The following is a 17,429-nucleotide window of genomic DNA, read 5'->3' on the forward strand; positions in this document are numbered from 1 at the left end:
CGACCGCGTGGCCGAGTCGGTGGCGACGCCAACGGTGACTCGGCAGTCCCGACACGCGGCGGGGTCGAAGCCCGTATCGCTACGGTATGAAGACAGAATATTTAACCTAGACGCGATAGAAACGAATCGACGAGGCAACTCAAATGGATTTTCTCGAGAGGTATCCGGCCATCACACACTACCTGTTTGCCCTCTCGAGTTTCGGAATCGGGGTCGGTCACTACGTCGCCCACGCCCATCCGTTCTGGATCCTCCTCGCGGAGACCGTCGTCCCGCTCCTCTTGAGCGTGGGCATCGGGTACGCCGGGCGTCGGTTCGAACGGCTCGATCCGTCCGCGAGACACGTCCTTCGCTCCGCGGTCGTCCTCTGTGCCGGCTACCTGTACGGCGCCGGCTTCGTCGCGTTCATCGAAGCCTTACAGACGCTTGCCGGCGCGACGCCGATGGGGACACAGTACCTGATCCTCGTCGGTGGCTTCGGCGGGGCCGCCATGGCGACGATCATCACCCACTTCCACGTCGCCTACGACCAGCGACTGGCGGAGCTGCGCGACCAGACCGAACGGGCGACCCGGCTACAGAAGCAGGTCAGCGTCCTCAACCGAACGTTGCGGCACAACATCCGGAACGAGCTGTCGATCATCGAAGGGTGGCTCGACGAGGCGCTAACGGGCGAGGAGGACAGCGCCGAGGAGGCACGGGAACGCGTGCTGGCGCACCTCGACGAGCTGGAGGAGCTGAGCGACACGGCGAGACGTATTCAGGAGGTGTTGAGCGAGGAGACGCGGACGACGATGGACGTGACGGACTGCATCGACAAGGGTGCAGAACGGATCCAGAGCTGCGAGCCCGCGGTCGACGTCAGCACCGAGCAGACCGAACCCGTGGTCGTGGAAGCCCACCCGGACCTCGAGATGGCCATCCGGGAAACGTTCGCCAACGCCGTCGAGCACAACGATCCGGACGATCTCGAAATAGCGGTCTCGATAGTCGAGGACGCCGAACACGCCGACTCGGAGGACTGGTGTCGGATCGACATCACCGACACCGGCGGCGGGATTCCCGCGGTCGAGGTCGAAGCCCTCGAGAACGTGGAGGAGACCAGACTCACCCACGGGGTCGGCCTGGGGCTGTATCTGATAAAAGCCGCCGTCGAGCAGTCCGGTGGCGAGGTGGAGATCAAGCCTTGCGACTCCGGTGGGACGACGGTGCGTATGTGGCTGCCCAAAGCCGACGCCGAGTCGCTCGAGTGAGGGTATCTTTATAAATCGGCCGAGCGGGGACTTCCGCCTAGCCCAGGGTGACCCACTCGCCACGGTCGTCGCTGCGCTCGATGGCGTCGAGCACGCGCTGGACCGCCAGCCCGTCCGCAAACGTCGGGGCGCTGCCCTCGCCGCCGGCGACCGCGGAAAGGAACTCGTAGTTCTCGTGGACGAAGGTGTGCTCCCAGCCGAGGACGTGCCCCGGCGGCCACCAGTGGTCCAGGTACGGGTCGTCCTCTTCCGTCACGAGGACGCGCTGGAACCCGCGGTCGCCCTCGGTGCGCACCTGGAGCTCGTTGAGTCGTTCGAGGTCGAACTTCAGCGCCCCGCGGGACCCCTCGATCTCGATGGTGTGGGCGTTCTTGTGGCCGGTTGCGGCCCGCGAGCCCTCGATCGTTCCCATCGCGCCGTCGTCGAAGGCTAACTGCGCGCTGTACGCGTCGTCGACGGTGACCGGGCGCGTGTCGCCGTCACCCCCGCCATCACGATCGCCCTTGCCGTCGCCCTCCACGGGTCGCTCGTCGACGAACGTTTGGACATGACCGCTGACCCGTCGGATCTCACCAGCGACGTCCCCGATCAGGAAGCGAGCCAGGTCGATCGTGTGGGCACCGAGGTCGCCGAGCGCGCCGCTGCCGGCGAGGTCGGCGTCGTTCCGCCAGGACCAGGGGGCCTCGGGGTCGACGAGCCAGTCCTGGAGGTAGCGGCCGCGGAAGTGGCGGATCTCCCCGAGGGCGCCGTCGTCGATCAGCTCCCTGGCGTACTGGATCGCGGGCACGAACCGGTAGTTGAACGCAACGGCGGCCGGCACGTCGGCGTCGCGGGCGGCCGCGGCCATCGCCTCCGCGTCCGCGAGCGTCGTCGCCAGCGGCTTCTCGCAGAACACGGCGGTGCCGGCCTCCAGCGCCGCGACCGAGGGCTCGCGATGGAGGTGGTTCGGCCCGAGGTTGTAAAAGACGTCGACGTCGTCGACGACGGACCGCCAGTCCGTTGCCGTCCGGTCGAACCCGAACCGCTCCGCGGCAGCGGCCAGCCGCGCCTCGTCCCGGCCGACGAGTACCGCCTTGTTCACGGCGGGGGCGTCCGGGAAGAAGGTCGACAGTCGGTCGAGCGCGTTCGCGTGCGCCTTGCCCATAAAGCCGTACCCCAGAACGCCGACGTCGAGTGTGTGTCCCGTCATGTGGTGACCCCGAGTGCCCGAACGCGACGCCGCCCATCCGTCGGATCGAGCTGGTGCAGTCGCCAGTCGGTTTCGCGGCCACCACACTGAATCCTTGGGTCGGGCCCCGGTCGCTTCAGTACTGACTGGATGCATCCGGGCGCTAGCGACGATGCAGTGAGGTTCCGACGCGGACGGCGTCGGCGGGGTACAGCGACGACGCGGTCGGGGCGCCGGGGAAGGCCCGAAGGTCCGACCCGCGCAGGTCAGTCGAACACGGCCGCGATCGCCTCGTCGATCGCGTCGACGGCCCGGTCGACCTCCGCCTCAGTCACGCACAGCGGCGGCGAGACGATCGCCTGCACGTCCGGCCGACCGCTGCCGAGGATGACCCCCCGGTCCTGGGCCGCCTCGCGGAACTCGGCGACGGGATTGTCGCCGTCGTCGGAATCGGGTCCATCCTCCTCGCGCTCGGCTGGCTCGTCCGGGGCCCACGGATGGTGAAACGGCTCGCCCGTCTCCGGGTCGGCGAACACGAGGCTCCACAGCAGTCCGCGGCCCCGAACCTCGGCGACGGCGTCGTGGTCGGCCGCGACGTTTCGGAGGCGTTCCTCGAGGTAGTCGCCGACGGCCGCGCCGTGCTCGATGAGGCCGTCCGCGTACTCGTCGATCGCCGCGAGGCCCGCCGCGCAGGCGACCGGGTGGCCCGCGAACGTCTGGCCGAGATCGTAGGAGCCCCCGCGGATCTCCGCACCGATGGCCTCGTCGACGACGACGCCCGCGAGCGGGACGTAGGCGCTGGTGACGCCCTTCGCGAACGTGATCACGTCGGGCTCGACGCCCTCCGTCTCGATGCCGAACCACTCGCCGCACCGGCCGAAGCCGGTGATTACCTCGTCGGCGACGAGCAGGACGTCGTACTCGTCGCAGATCGCGCGGAGGCGCTCGAAGTAGCCCGGGGGCGCCGTGTACGCGCCGCTGGTGCCCGCGACCGGTTCCATCACGATGGCGGCGACCGAGTTCGCGCCCTCGTTCCGGAGGACGAACTCCACGTGGTCGGCGGCGCGCTTGGCCAGCTCCTCGCCCTCGGCGCCGCCGAAGCACTCCGGCAGCGGCGGGAGGAACTTCCCCGCGCCGGTCGTCGCGGCGTGCACCTCCAGCGACGTGCGCGTGCTCGGGTCGCCCGTGAGGCTCCCCGCGCCGTAGGTGCCGCCGTGGTACGACTGCCAGCGCGTGAGCACCTTGTGCCCGTCCTGCACCTTCCGCGCCATCGCGACGGCGGTCTCGTTCGCCTCGCTCCCCGAGACGGCGAAGTAGACGTCCGAGAGCGTTCCCGGGGCCACCTCGGCGAGGCGCGTGGCCAGCTTCGAGCGCGTGTCGTTGTGTTTCGCGGAGGAAACGTACGGGATCCGGCGGGCCTGCTCGTCCATCGCGTCGAGGATCGCCTCGTTCGAGTGGCCCGCGTTACAGCAGTACAGCTGCGACTGGAAGTCGAGGTACGCGGTCCCGTCCGCGTCGTAGACCGTCGCGCCGTCGCCCTCGACGACCTCGAGGCGATCGCTGTCGGCGTCGTACCAGTGCGGGATCGCGGCGTCGTCGGGGTCCGATTGCGTGGGTGGCTGGTGGTTGCGCATGGGCGTGTCTCTGTGGTGGGGCTTATATGGGTGGTGGTGGCGGAGCCCACACTATCCGTCACACTAGAAGCGGGGTGTTTAGAGACGTTCACAGCCCAGCACGAGCGCCGGAGGTTCGAAGCGGAGTTGCGGCCGCTATCGACGGGTCACTCCCCGGACTCAGCCGCCGTGGGGGCGTCGAGGTCGTCGAGGGCCTCGACGAGCTGGGTGACCTTCCCCACGACGTCGTCGACCATCCGCGCGCCCTTCTCGCGGGTCGCGACGGTCGGGTCGCCGAGGTTGCCGGTGGGGGTGAGCTCGTCCATCCGGTCGGCGGAGAGCGCCCAGCCGACGCGGTTGTCGCCAAACGCGTCGTAGTCGGTCAGCGGGAGGGCGTCGTCCGGGGCGTCGACGGCTTCCGCGCGGTCCATATCCACGAGCTCCGGGAACAGCTCGAGCATCATGCTCGTCTCGAACTCGGAGGCGTGGAAGGAGACGTCGCTGTCCCGGACCGCCGTCGCGGCGTCCTCGAACCCGGAGATCAGCGGCACGTGGAACGCCCGCATCCCGTGTTCGTTCGTCAGCTCGCGGACCACGACGTCGAGCTCGGGATCCTGCACGAGATAGTGGCCGTTGATCAGCAGCACGTTCTCGACGCCCCAGTCGGCCGCGGAGGCGCAGATGTCGCGGACGTAGTGCTGGAACGTCTCGCTCTCGACGGTGAACGTCCCTGGTTTAAACGTGTGATGCGGGCTGACGCCGTACCAGACCGGCGGAGCGAGCAGGCAACCAGTCCGCTCGGCGACGCGCTCGGCGACAGCGTCGGGCATGTACACGTCGACGCCGAGCGGCATGTGGTGGCCGTGCTGTTCGGTGCTCCCAACCGGCAGGAGGATCGTCTGCGTCTCGTCGACGGCGGCCTCGACCTCCTGCCAGGTCATTTCCGCGAGCCGGTACAGGTCGTCCGATTGGGACATGTACGGGCGCTCGTCGGCGGTGGGCTTAGTTCCCGTGTCTACGGTTTGGCGGTATCTTCCAGGAAGGTTCGCGTCGAGATCGACGGCGGGACGCACGATCTTTAGGTCACCGAGCAGCTCTCCCGGGACCTCGACGTCGCGATCGAAACGCTACAAAGCGACCGGGTCGAGGACGCCGACGACGGCGACGCCGACAACGATCCCGACGAGGAGTTAGTCGAGGTCATCACCAGCGTGGACGGTCTCGGCCCGACCGTCGCGAAGCGACTCGAGCAGTGGTTCGACTCGTTGGGAGAAATAGACGAGTCGTCATTGCTCAGGGATTCAAATTAAATAATTTCCTCTTCGGCTTGATAACGACAATCCGTAAAGTGACGCATACAACGCTGTACGGTCTAATTGGCGACTGACAGGTGTGAAGTGAGGCCTGAGAGTCTTCAGTCTAAGAGACTTCCGAGCTTGTAACTGCCGACGGTTTGGATGAGGATGACTGCCGCCAGCTGCTCGCGAAGCCCGTCAAACCGGGTGGCGTTCTCGAGTCAGACGGGAAGCACTGGACAGTTCTAAAGGGCGAGTTCGCTTTGACGAGTACGACCACCCACATAGTATAACTGGAAATGCCACTGATGGCGTGGAGCATATTCGATAACCGTTATTGTGAGATAATAAATATTTAAGTGCTAACTGTTTGTTGATTAGTTATGGATAGACGTAGTTTTATCAGATTAGCAGCAGTTCCAACAAGTGTTGCGGTGGCGGGGTGTAGCGGCGGTTCGTCCAGTGACGGTCAGCAAAGCCCTACCCCTCCCGAAGAAGTGCAAGAGGCGAAAGAAGAATATTCTGAGACACCAGAAGACAGCGAAACGCCGAGTTCACAGGTGAAACCAGTAGACTGGATTAGCCGGGCGAAGGACGGTACGAATAGCCGGTTCGTCCCAACGCAGACTTTTACTGATAGTGACTACTCGACAAATTGGGAGGCTCGTGTCGGTGAGCCGAGGTATACTGCTATGGACGTTATCGCTGGCGACGGCCAGCTATTCGTTCTTAAATCGAACGAGTTTGTGGCCTATAGTGGGGCGGGCGAACGTGTCTGGCAGATTCGAGATCACGATCTCAGGTCGATAGTTTATGCGGACGGCTTTTTGGGTGCACTCAACCAGTTTGGCGATCTCTTGATACTGGATGCTAAAACCGGAAAGAGAACTGGACTTCTCAAAGAAGGTTGGACAGAACCTTATATGAGAGAAGCTCAGGCGACAGATTCAGGACATATCGCTTATCTATTCGAATCGTCGAACGTCCACCTCAGAATTGTCAACCCGAACGACGGCGAACTGGTGTTTGACAGTGAGTTGGATGGGTTTGATGGAAACGGTACAACTGCTCCCAAACGGCTCCTCACCGAGGGAGATCGGCTCTACCTCATCGGTCACGAGCCGGAGAACTATAGTATGAAAGTCCAAGTCCGGAATGCCCAGTCTGGGGCTGTCGAGTCTGAGTTCACCAAAACGTGGGTAGACGATAACGACATGGATAATCTCGCTGACTCGACAATCGCAAGCGGTCAGCTCATCTCGGCGATGACAGCTGATGAGGACCTCTCAGGAGATGGCAAAATAGCCTCTGGGCTCATTTCGTATACCGCGGATGGATCCCAGAACTGGGTTGCGAACGATCTCCTCGGAACGGAAACTGTCCTGGGGGTCTGTTCCGATGGTGATCGAGCTTACCTCATCAGTCCAGAGACGATCGTCGCTGTTAGTGCCTCTGATGGATCGAAGCAGTGGGAGTATAGCAATCGGAACAGGTTTGCCGAGGATGCTGGAATACTAACCGAAGGCAAGTTGCTCATTCCGGATGATGATGCCAGTTCCGGGATTCGGGTCCATGCGATCGACACGCAAAGTGGCGAAGCTACCAGAACGCAACTTGTGACCGAAGACGACCAGCCGACTTCGTATTCGGATGCTGTTGCTCACTTGCGGCCAGCAAGCGAGGGAATATACACGATGGGTCAGACTCTCCGGCATATTACTCCAAACAATACGAACTGAGCGCGCTGGCGGGAGCTGCCCGTCTAACGAGGGCAGTTATTTTGGGACTGGAATCTCCCACTCAATATCACGCTCCTCCGCTTTGAAACTACTATAGTGCCATCTGAACGTGACTTGATTGAGGTCTTCCGGAATCGGACCATACACCCATCCCCTCATCGTGGCTCCTCCTCCGAGCGCGGCTCCTTCGGTATAAAGTTCCTTCTGCGGAGAGTCCAGCTCGCCCTCACTTCCACCTGATCCTTTGGCCTCATATTCCGTGTCACCGTTTACGTATGTGAGTTCTCTTGGAGGATTGTCTAATGAATCGCCTTTGTTCTCGGCGAGAAGCTCGACCAGTAAAAACAGGTTTCCCTCACCAGGTTTGCGTTGCTCCCCATCGATCGTCAGTTCCGGTTCCGTTGCAGCGTTCAAGACGGTCAATGACATCTCCCCATGTGTCTTCGTCTCGCTGAATTCCGGTGTACTAGTCGGTGTCGGAGTCGGTGTGGGCGTATCCGCCGGCGTTGGAGTTGCGGTTGGCTCGTCGACCGTCTGTTCTCCACGCGGGGTCTTCTGACTGAACACATAGCCACCGCTACCAAGCAATCCTAAGCCAGCTAAGATACTCAGGTAGTCTCGACGTTTCATAGTAATGCCTCTCCAACTGGAGAAATAAACGTTGCCATCAGTTGACATTCACTGCCCAAAAAGTGTTCATTGATACAGCAAGGTATCCGACTTACCGTAGCAATTGACCGCCAGTCCTCATGAGCTCTTGGGCAGGCTGCTCGGCGTATGCCTCTTCGACCGCGACCTCGGGCTTCTCGATTGTCTATATCGGAGTAATCGGGTTCTCCATCCCGCCAGTCTGGTCCGTTTGGCACCCCGACTGTCGAAGGACTGGCAGTGGTGGACCCGATCCTGGTCAGTGGTAACGGTCCGAGCGAGCTCAGTAGAGACGTGGGCGCTGCAGTTGAGACAGCAACCGCGGTCGGCCTGCTGGCCGATGCGGTTCATGCAGCCCACCTCTGTGAAAGAGCGGCGTCTGTTGGATTAAACAGACATCTCTCAGAAGCGATAAGATAGAGTGAAGGATGGTATGGGGCCGGAGGGATTTGAACCCCCGATTGACTGATATCTCCGGTTTGCCTCGGTACTCCAGAGGGTCGTCAACACGAGCGATGATCAGTCGCCCGCTCGGTATATCAGTCTGGAGTTCGTCACCGGGCGTGGCCTCTGGAGTCAGTCGCCCTGCCTGGCTGGGCCACAGCCCCTCTTGCGACTCTTGTTTATCCGATAGTACCTAAAGGGGTTTCGATTCACCACGATCGATGGACGGGACGGCGACGACGACGGCGCCACGGAGCGACGCCGCGGCGCGTTGCCGCAACGCTGCATCGACACGACGCCGCTGCGCCTCACCGACGACGCTACTCCCGGTCCGTGTCGCTCCAGTCGCACTCCTGGCACTTGAACCCGGTCACGAACTCCGTGACGCTGGGCATGTAGCCGACCTTGACGACGTCGCCGCCGCAGTCCGGACACTCGCGGTCGGCGTCCTCGATCGACTCGGCTTCGAGCGGGGCCTCCCCCTCGATCAGCTCCGCCAGGTGTTCCGGCGTCACCATCCGTCCCTGAACGACGCGATTGCTCATACGTGGCGTGGGACAGCGACGACCTAAAGCCCGGCGAAGCGCCGGGTGGCCGCGAACGCGCGACGGAGAAGCAGCGACGGCGACGGACGGCGACCCCTCCGACGACTTTGACGACCGCGAGCCCGCGCTACAGCCAGGGCGCCCGCTCGTCCTCGTCGTCGGCGTCCTCGCCGGCACCGTCGACGACGCCGCCGGCCTCGTCGACGTCCGTTTCGACGTCCACGACGGTATCGCTCGCAACGTCGGACGACGTCGCGGAGCGGTCGCCGAGCTCCGCTGCGGGGACGCCGTCCAGCTGGGACGTCCTCGCGCCGGAGCCGTCGGCGACGCCGACGGAGGCGGGCACGGCATCGGGGGCAAGCGGCCCGGCACGGTCCTCCGCGGCCGGATAGCCGTCGGTGTTGCTGGCTGCTCCCGTCGCGACGTCGGTCACGCGGTCGACGACGGAGTCCTCGTCGTCGGGGCCCTCGTCGTCGACGGCGTCGACGTCGAGCTGGGTATCAGGTGAATCGTCGTCCGAGTCGCCCCTCGCGTACGCGGCCACGGCTTCGGGGTCCGCGTCGGGGTCGTACGCGAAGAGGGCCGTAACGGTGAGGACGGCCAGCGCGATGGGCGCGTCGGTCTGCAGCAGGCCGAGGATGGGCAGCGCAAGGACGCCCAGCGCGACGGCGGAGCCGAAGCGGAACCGGTCGATGTTCACGCGACCGCGGAGCTGCGGCGAGGCGATGGCGACGCCGAGCGCGAAGGCGACGCCGACCGCCGCGGCTGCCGCGCCGCGGGCGACGACCATCGGGTCGCTGGTGAACTCGAGGGCCGCGCCCGACGGCTCGAAGCTGGCCACGAGCCCGAACGCGATGATGACGCCCGGTGAAGGGAGGATCTCCCCGACCTTCGAGGAGGCCGTCTTCGCGGCGATCGCGAGGATGACCAGCCCGGCGAAGCGCTGGAAGATGTCCAGGTTTAGCAGGCTGGCCAGCGTTGGCGCGATCGCCGCCTGGACGGCGGCGACCGGGATGATGAGCGCGCCGATCAGGAGGACCGAGGCCATTTGCTGGCGCCGCGTGCCCTCCATCTCCGCGAGGATGACGGCCATCGTCGCGGAGCCGCCGAAGATCAGCAGCCCCGTCTCGAGGATGCCGACCGGCGTCGACAGCGCACCTGCCAGTACGAGGGCAGCGAAGATGCCGTCGATGAGCGGCAGCGCCATGACCGTCGCGAGCAGCCTCGTGGCGCCGCCCACGGTCTCCTCTAGGCGGAGCGCTATCGGGTGCTGTGAGACGCTCATTCAGCGCGAGACGCCCTCACCGACGGGCAAACGGTGGTGATCGGACAACCGACGATAGCCGAGCGCGCGACCGAGCGTCCGGCCGAGGCCGTCGAGTCCGAGACAACCCTTCCAGTCCCACGCAAATGTAAAGATATTGCCGGATTTTGTGCGGTCGCCGAAGCTGGCGATCGACTGGCCGGCAATGCTCACGTCTGCGGGACTGTCGGAGTCCATGTGCGAAGGCAGAGGGGGGATAAGGTTAAACGTTGTGTGAGACATGCCCGCAAGCGACGGTGATATCACGGGGCGTCTTTTAAACCCAGCAAGGGATCTACGTTCGATCGCGTTTACGGGTTGTATATCGTCGATTTGTGATCGGTCGTACACGATCAATCAATTCGGACACCGGTTGCCCGGATGGACGCCGTTCGCGAAAGAACCACCGGGCTCGGACGATCGACTTGTCGGGCTCGCTCGTCGATAGTTGGGGATCGTCGTCGGGATCCTCGTCGGGATCGTCGGGATCGTCGACGGTAGTTGCCAAACTCGTATACCCTCGATAAATGCACTTCCATGTATACCTCCGCCCGCCATGTGGGAAACCGGTGCATAACCGTGCTGACTCGCAACGTTTTTCCCGGATCCCGAGTGACCCATTACATGGCGAAGCAATCCTCATCGGACGGACCTTTCTCCGAGAAGCTGCGCGTCCCCGAAGCGCTGACGTTCGACGACGTCCTCCTTCGACCGAAGGAGAGCCGCGTCGAACCGGACGCCGCGGACGTCTCCTCCCGCGTGTCGAAGAACGTCGAGGTCAACCTCCCGGTCCTGTCGGCCGCGATGGACACGGTCACCGAAAGCGAGCTGGCGATCGGGATGGCCCGCGAGGGCGGACTCGGCGTCCTCCACCGCAACATGGACACCGAGGAAATGGTGGCCGAGGTCGGGCGCATCAAGCGCGCCCACGAGATGGTCATCAGCCGCGAGAACGTCGTCACCGCGGAGCCGGAGATGACCATCGAGGCGGTCGACCGCATGATGCAGGTCGAGGGCGTCTCCGGTGCCCCCGTCGTCGACGAGGACGACACGGTCCTCGGTATCATCTCCGGAACCGACATCCGCCCGTACCTCGAGGTCGGCGAGGAGGACGCCGTCCGCGAGGCGATGACCGACGAGGTCATCACCGCGCCGGAGGACGTCAGCGCCCGCGAGGCGCTCGAGCTCATGTACGACCACAAGATCGAGCGCGTCCCCGTCGTCGACGAGGACAACCACCTGGTCGGCCTCGTCACGATGGCCGGCATCCTCGAGCGCCGCGAGCACGAGAACGCCGCCCGCGACGAGGAGGGCCGCCTCCTCGCTGGCGTCGCCGTCGGCCCCTTCGAGGACGAACGTGCCATCGCCGCCGACGAGGCCGGCGCCGACGTGCTCTTCATCGACTGTGCGCACGCCCACAACCTCGACGTCCTCGACTCCGCGGAGGCCATCGCGGAGACCGTCGACGCCGACGTCGTCGTCGGCAACGTCGGCACGCGCGCGGCCGCCGAGGCCGCCGTCGACTTCGCGGACGGCCTGAAGGTCGGCATCGGCCCGGGCTCCATCTGTACGACGCGCGTCGTCAGCGGGGCCGGCATGCCGCAGATCACGGCCGTCACCGAAGTGGCCGACGTCGCCAGCCAGCACGACGTCCCCGTCATCGCCGACGGTGGCATCCGCTACTCCGGCGACGCGATCAAGGCCATCGCGGCCGGCGCTGACGCCGTCATGCTCGGCTCCTACTTCGCCGGCACGAAGGAGGCGCCCGGCCGCGTCATCACGCGCAACGGGAAGAAGTACAAGCAGTACCGCGGGATGGGCTCGGTCGGCGCGATGAACGAGGGCGGCGGCGAGCGCTACCTCAAGGAGGAAGAGGAGGACGAGGAGTTCGTTCCCGAGGGCGTCGAGGCCGCGACGCCGTACACCGGCACCCTCTCCTCGGAGCTCCACCAGCTCGTCGGTGGCATGCGCTCCGGCATGGGCTACGTCGGCGCCGAGACGATTCCGGAAGTGAAGGAACGCGCCGAATTCGTCCGCGTCTCCGCGGCCGGCCAGACCGAGGGCCACCCGCACGACGTGATGATCACGGACGAGGCGCCGAACTACAGCCCGGACGAATAGCTGCTATTCGCGGCTTTCGGTTTTGGACGGGGCGTTTTTGGGCGTTTTATCGGTTCGCTGTACTTCCAGAAGCTACCGGCAGCTAAGGTAGTCGTTTGTTAGTTGGTTTATTCGGTCGTCGTTGCGAGCGACAGCACTCGGCACACCCAGAAAGTCCCAACCTCAGGGGCGGTCGTATTTATAAATAGAGTTGGTTATCGTCGCGGACGACACCACTCGGCACACGCAGAAAGTCACAGCCGCTGAGTGCTCCTCTTTTAAACAAACCCGGTTAGCGTCGCTAGCGACACCACTCGGCATGCCCAGAAAGCCCCAGCCGCTGAGCGGTCGCGCTGCTCGCTGCGCTCCTCACCCGGCTCGCTCCCTTCGGTCGCTCGCCGGGGTTGCGGTGCTTCCGTCGCAGGGCGTCCCGCTCAGCGGCTGCCCCTTTCAGTCCCACCTGGGGGTGGTGGTCGAGCGTCGCTCGTGGCGGTTGGTTCGTCAACGACGTGCGCCGGCTGTCCGGCGCGCGGTGGGGGGGGCAGCCGGCGCGCGGTGGGGGGCAGCCGGCGCGCGCGAGTAACGCGTGCGAGGGAGGCCGGTGGCGCGCCGCGGCTGTGCGGGCCGGCGCGCCCCGGCCGAGGCTGGGGAGGGCTGAGGGATTGCGGTTGCTGTGCGGTGCTGTCGCTGTCGCGGTTGCGGTGCGGTCGTGGTCCTGGCGGACTGAAAGGGCGACGGCCGGTCGCGCCGGAGGGGAGTCGCTGAGTCGACCCCTATCCGCGCCGGGCTGTGCAGAGAGGCGCGGATATGTCGCTCAGCGACCGCGAGCGGCCGAGGGCTTTCTGGAAGTTTGCGGTGCTGTTGAGAACAAGCCCGTATCACCTGGCCAAACTCACGCATAGCGAGCGGCCGAGGCCTTTCTGGGTGTTTGCGGTGCTGTCAAGAGTAGCAGCGTCTGCACCTGTACAGCCGGTTTATAAGCGAGAGCGGTCGAGGGCTTTCCGGCTGTCGTGGGTGAGAGCAGCAACGTCAGTACCGGCAAATACGGTCTATAAGAAAGAGCGGCCGAGAACTCTCAAGGAGTCTGCAGTGCGGTCAAGCGCAGCAGTGTCTACAAAGGACCACCCAGGAACGAAGAGCGAAACCACAGGACGGAGCGGCATACGTTGGCCGCGAACGATTAAATTAAGAGAGACATCGTCCACCTACGAGTATGGATTCGACGAACCGGGCTCGGGCAAGCTCCGGCGTCCGGCCGAACTTCGGACGCAGCTACCTGCGCGGTGGTGCAGGGCGAACTCCCGAACGGATCGGGGAGCCGGATAAGGGGTATTTTGATATGGCGGGGGGTCCGAAGATGCATGTGAGCGACGACGTCGCAGGGTCAACGAAACATGAGTGAAGAATCTCCCCTCATCCTCGTCGTCGAGGACGAGCCCGACCTCGCTGATCTGTATGCCGCGTGGCTGGGCGACGACTATCGCGTCCGGACTGCCTACGGGGGTCGAGAGGCCCTCGACGCGCTCGACGACGAGATCGACGCCATCCTGCTCGACCGGCGGATGCCGGGCCTCTCCGGCGACGAGGTGCTCGACGAGGTGCGCGACCGCGGCATCGACTGCCGCGTCGCGATGGTCACCGCCGTCGAACCCGACTTCGACATCATCGAGATGGGTTTCGACGACTACCTCGTCAAACCGGTCTCGAAGGAATCGCTTCGCGAGACGGTCGAGTCGCTGCTGGAGCGCAACGAGTACGAGGAGGGCGTGCAGGAGCTCTTCTCCGTCTCCTCGAAGATAGCCGTCCTCGAAGCGGAGAAGCGCCAGGCCGAGCTCGAGGAGAACGAGGAGTACCAGCGGCTCAAGGAGCGCCACGAGGAGCTCCAGGAGGAGCTCGACACGACGGTCAGCGGCTTCACGGAACACGAGGAGTTCGAGGGCCTCTTCCGCGAGGTCGGCAGCGGGGACGCCGAGGACATCGACCTCCCAGACGGCGACGAGAAGGAGTTCGGCGAGTAGTCCCGACGGATTCGGTCTCTTATATCGTCCGACCCGGCTGACCGTCTCGCCGATCACGACGACACGTTTTCCGCTGTGTCCCGTCGACAGCTGGCCGAGGAGCTCGAGGTGTCCCGTCCGTCGACGAAGACGGCTACAGGTCGAGTCCCAGCAGCCGGTTGCCGAGCAGCGTACACAGGCCGATAGCCATGATGCCGGCGAGGAGGCCGAAGGCCGCCGGCCAGCTAACGAGGGTGGAGAGCGTGCCGACGACGACGCTGCCCGTGGCGCCCAGGACCATGTAGGCGGTGCGGACGAGCCCGAAGCCCGCCCCGCGCTCCTCGGCCGAGAGGAGGTCCATGAACCGCGACTGTACCGGCGCGCCCCACGACATCGCGAGGCCGACGAACAGCGTCGCGACCGCGTAGGTGACGATGCCGACGTCCGCGAGCGCGCCGACGACGAGCAGGCCGTAGCCGACGATGCCGGAGGTCATCGTCACCATCGCGGCGGGGTCGCGGCCGATCCGGTCGGAGAGTCCACCGGTGAGCGGCTGTGTCGCGCCGTGGATCACGAAGTACAGCGAGAACAGGATCGCCGCGTTACCGGTCGAGAGGCCGCCGGCCTCCGCGAGGAACGCCGGCAGGAACGAGGCCGTCGCCTGCCAGGCGAACGCGCCGAACATCGCGAGCACCGTCGTGTAGGCGATCGACTTCCGGGAGAGCAGCTCGACGAGCGCGCCCAGCTCGAACCGCTCCCGAATCGGCTGGTCCGGGCGGGCCGGCTCCGTCGGTTCGACCTTCGCCGCGAACAGTACGAACACGGGTACGGCGGCGACGACACCGAGCAGCAGCGCCGACCGCCAGCCGTACTGGGCGCCGACGTAGGCCGCTATCGGGGGCGCGAGGAGCCCGGCGATCGGGCCGCCGGCGACGTGGAAGCCGATCGCGCGGCCGATGTCGTCGAACTGCTTCGCCAGGAACGTCGTCGCGACCGAGTAGTGGAGCCCTGCGCCGGTACCGAGAAGGACCGTCCCGAGAATGAACACCTCGACCGACGGCGCGAACGCCAGGAGCAGCGCGGTGACCGCCGTCGACCCGACTGCGGTGAGGATGATCCGACGCTCGCCGAACTTGTCGCCGAGGACGCCGGAGGGGAACTGCGCGAGCGCGTAGGCAGCCCACATGCCCGAGAGCGCGAGCCCGATCGTGCCGTAGGAGACGCCGAAGTCCGCCGCGATGAGGGGCACGACCGGGCTGATGACCAGTCGCGCGACCATCGTCGCCGCGAACGCGAGCGTGCAGAGGAGCAGTGCAGTGTAAGCGTACCGCCAGTTCACGTCATCGCTTGGACCGGCAGTTAAAAGGCGATTGCGATCCCGGCGCGATCAGCCCCGTCTCCGGCGATATTCGGACGAACTATCGTGAAGGTACGTCGCGGATACCGCGGACGGATCCGGGGAACGTGTGCGCGCGTCGAGACGTCCGGGTCCGAGCTAGATCGCGCTGTCGGCTCGTTCGGCGTCGGCGGTTTGCTCCTCGAGCGCGACGTCCGTGAACTCGAACCGCGCGCCCCCGCCGGTTCCCTCGGTGACGCGAACGCTCCAGCCGTGGGCGAGGGCGATCTGCCGAACGCTGACGAGTCCATACCCGCCCTCGTCGGCCTTCGAGGTACGTCCGGGCTCGAATACCGTCTCGCGGTCGGGCTCGGGGATCCCCGGTCCGTCGTCCTCGACGAAGAAGCCGTTCCGGATCGACCCAACTCGGACGGACGGCGACGGGCCGGCGTGATCCGCGGCGTTCGAAAGCAGGTTCTCCGCGAGCCGCGTGATCGCGCAGGCGTCGCCCTCGACGAACAGGTCCGGATCGACGGTCAGTCGAGTGCCGTCGGACCCGACGCCCGAGAGGGCATCCTCGAAGACGCTGGCGAGCTGCACCCGCGTCGTCGACTCCGCGATCGAGCCCTCCTGCATCGCGTCCGCCAGGTCGTCGATGGCGCTGTCCAGGTTCGAGAGCGCATTGGCGGCGGCATCGAGGTGCTCGGTCGACCCGATCTCGAGTGCTTGCTGTACACGGCCGGAGGCCACGGCGAGCGGGTTGCGGAGGTCGTGGGCCAACACCTCGGCGAACGACTCGAACTGTGCCGCCTGCCGTTCGAGCTGGCGCTCGCGACGGCGCTGGTCGGAGATGTCGCGACCGCTTGCGACGTAGCCGATGGTGTTGCCGTAGGTGTCCGTCATTTCACGCGTCCGGAACTCGTAGGGAATCGTCCGGTCGTCCTTCGTGACGAGCGACGCCTCCAGTTTAGCCCGGCCGGCGACGTCGCGTTCACGAAGGTACGTCTCGATCCGCCCAACGTCCTCGTCCCTGAACAGATCGCTGCGTTTCATCGCGCTCAGCTCCTCGAGGGAATACCCGGTCACCTCAGCGAACCGGCGGTTGGCCCGCAGGAAGTTCCCGTCCTCGTCCAGCACGACGAAGATGTCCTCCATCGCGTCGAGCGCCTCGTCGAGCAGGCGGTCGCCACCCTCGGGCATGCCATGCGTTTCGGTGCCGAACGCGTCGCTGATGAGACAGACCATCGTCCCGTCGTCCGTGTAGGAGAGCACGTGGTCGACGACGACGGGTCGGTCGTCCTTCCGGACGTACGTCGTCTCGCCTTGCCAGTAGTCGGTTGCTTCCAGCGACGGCTGGATCTCCTTGTTATAATGGACTACGGCGTCCTCGGGAGCCAGCAGTTCCCAGTGCTCCCCGACGAGATCCGTCCTGTCGTAGCCGGTGATCTCGCAGTACGTGTCGTTGACGTAGAGGAACGCGCCGTCGTCGTCGAGCAGCGCGATACCCTCCTGGGCCGCGTCGATGGCCTCGAACGCGCGGTCCATCTGCCGGTTCGCCTCGGTTTCCGAGACGGCGTTCCGGATCCGGTTCGCGAGGATCTTGTACTGCTCCGTGCCCGACTCCTTCTGGAGGTAGTCGGTGACCCCCGCGGAGATGGCCCGGCTGGCGATCGCCTCGCTCCCCTTGCCCGTGAAGAGGATGAACGGCAGGTCCGCGTCCTTCGAGCGGACGCTTTCGAGCAGTTCGAGCCCGTCGAGCCCCGGCATGTCGAAGTCGCTGACGACGCAGTCGACGTGCTCCTCGTCGACGATGCGCAGCGCCGCCCGCGGGCCCTCCGCCGTTCGGACCTCGAACCGGTCGTCCAGCCGCTCCAGATACGTCGAAACGAGTTCGCTGAACGCCGGGTCGTCGTCGACGGTAAGTATCGTGATCCTGTCGCTGCTGGGAGTTCGAACCCCGCTCACGTTCGACTCTCCGACTGCGAAGC

The 17,429-nt window shown here is 65.2% G+C and carries 13 protein-coding genes and 1 tRNA gene; 4 read left to right on the plus strand and 10 right to left on the minus strand.

The features are described from left to right. Nucleotides 1-143: 143 nt before the first annotated feature. Nucleotides 144-1,253 carry a sensor histidine kinase gene (locus tag ACQE3M_RS07610; protein ID WP_430504995.1) on the plus strand — a complete coding sequence of 370 codons (1,110 nt, stop codon included), beginning with the start codon at nt 144-146 and terminating at the stop codon, nt 1,251-1,253. Nucleotides 1,254-1,290: 37 nt separating this feature from the next. Here the strand turns inward: ACQE3M_RS07610 and ACQE3M_RS07615 are convergent, their stop codons facing one another. The 3 genes from ACQE3M_RS07615 to ACQE3M_RS07625 form a co-directional block, all read right to left on the minus strand. Further along, complete coding sequence (locus ACQE3M_RS07615; protein WP_430504996.1) at nt 1,291-2,442, minus strand: Gfo/Idh/MocA family protein; 1,152 nt, start codon at nt 2,440-2,442, stop codon at nt 1,291-1,293. Between the two features lie 245 nt (nt 2,443-2,687). After that, nucleotides 2,688-4,055 carry an aminotransferase family protein gene (locus ACQE3M_RS07620; protein ID WP_430504997.1) on the minus strand — a complete coding sequence of 456 codons (1,368 nt, stop codon included), beginning with the start codon at nt 4,053-4,055 and terminating at the stop codon, nt 2,688-2,690. A gap of 146 nt (nt 4,056-4,201) precedes the next feature. Continuing rightward, the gene (locus tag ACQE3M_RS07625; RefSeq protein ID WP_430504998.1) at nt 4,202-5,011 is read right to left on the minus strand and encodes a creatininase family protein; all 810 of its coding nucleotides are present in this window, start codon (nt 5,009-5,011) and stop codon (nt 4,202-4,204) included. A 701-nt stretch (nt 5,012-5,712) separates the two neighbouring features. On the opposite strand from ACQE3M_RS07625, the gene ACQE3M_RS07630 reads away from it, so the two are divergent. After that, nucleotides 5,713-7,068, plus strand: a complete 1,356-nt coding sequence (locus ACQE3M_RS07630; protein WP_430504999.1) for a PQQ-binding-like beta-propeller repeat protein — start codon at nt 5,713-5,715, stop codon at nt 7,066-7,068. Between the two features lie 36 nt (nt 7,069-7,104). On the opposite strand, the gene ACQE3M_RS07635 is transcribed toward ACQE3M_RS07630, so the two are convergent. The 5 genes from ACQE3M_RS07635 to ACQE3M_RS07655 form a co-directional block, all read right to left on the minus strand. Continuing rightward, nucleotides 7,105-7,698, minus strand: a complete 594-nt coding sequence (locus ACQE3M_RS07635; protein ID WP_430505000.1) for a DUF4352 domain-containing protein — start codon at nt 7,696-7,698, stop codon at nt 7,105-7,107. Nucleotides 7,699-8,150: 452 nt separating this feature from the next. Beyond that, a tRNA-Trp gene (locus ACQE3M_RS07640) sits at nt 8,151-8,324 on the minus strand. Nucleotides 8,325-8,480: 156 nt separating this feature from the next. Next, a complete protein-coding gene (locus ACQE3M_RS07645; RefSeq protein WP_430505001.1) occupies nt 8,481-8,705 on the minus strand; it encodes a DUF5795 family protein in 225 nt (74 codons plus the stop codon). Nucleotides 8,706-8,832: 127 nt separating this feature from the next. Continuing rightward, complete coding sequence (locus ACQE3M_RS07650; RefSeq protein ID WP_430505002.1) at nt 8,833-9,990, minus strand: DUF5794 domain-containing protein; 1,158 nt, start codon at nt 9,988-9,990, stop codon at nt 8,833-8,835. Continuing rightward, nucleotides 9,991-10,206, minus strand: coding sequence for a DUF8099 family protein (locus tag ACQE3M_RS07655; protein ID WP_430505003.1), 216 nt, complete (start codon nt 10,204-10,206; stop codon nt 9,991-9,993). It lies immediately after the preceding gene. A 426-nt stretch (nt 10,207-10,632) separates the two neighbouring features. Here ACQE3M_RS07655 and guaB point away from each other — a divergent pair, with 426 nt between their 5' ends. Further along, nucleotides 10,633-12,129 carry an IMP dehydrogenase gene (gene guaB, locus ACQE3M_RS07660; protein ID WP_430505004.1) on the plus strand — a complete coding sequence of 499 codons (1,497 nt, stop codon included), beginning with the start codon at nt 10,633-10,635 and terminating at the stop codon, nt 12,127-12,129. A gap of 1,373 nt (nt 12,130-13,502) precedes the next feature. Beyond that, a complete protein-coding gene (locus ACQE3M_RS07665; RefSeq protein ID WP_430505005.1) occupies nt 13,503-14,126 on the plus strand; it encodes a HalX domain-containing protein in 624 nt (207 codons plus the stop codon). 133 nt (nt 14,127-14,259) lie between these two features. On the opposite strand, the gene ACQE3M_RS07670 is transcribed toward ACQE3M_RS07665, so the two are convergent. Together ACQE3M_RS07670 and ACQE3M_RS07675 are read right to left on the minus strand one after the other, a co-directional pair. Beyond that, the gene (locus ACQE3M_RS07670; protein WP_430505006.1) at nt 14,260-15,444 is read right to left on the minus strand and encodes an MFS transporter; all 1,185 of its coding nucleotides are present in this window, start codon (nt 15,442-15,444) and stop codon (nt 14,260-14,262) included. 156 nt (nt 15,445-15,600) lie between these two features. Next, nucleotides 15,601-17,406 (minus strand): PAS domain-containing sensor histidine kinase, encoded by a 1,806-nt coding sequence (locus ACQE3M_RS07675; protein ID WP_430505007.1) that lies wholly within the window; start codon nt 17,404-17,406, stop codon nt 15,601-15,603. Between the last annotated feature and the right edge of the window lie 23 nt (nt 17,407-17,429).

It is taken from the genome of Halosubterraneus shenae, from assembly GCF_050510935.1.
Classification (GTDB): Archaea; Halobacteriota; Halobacteria; order Halobacteriales; family Haloferacaceae; genus JBDGPU01.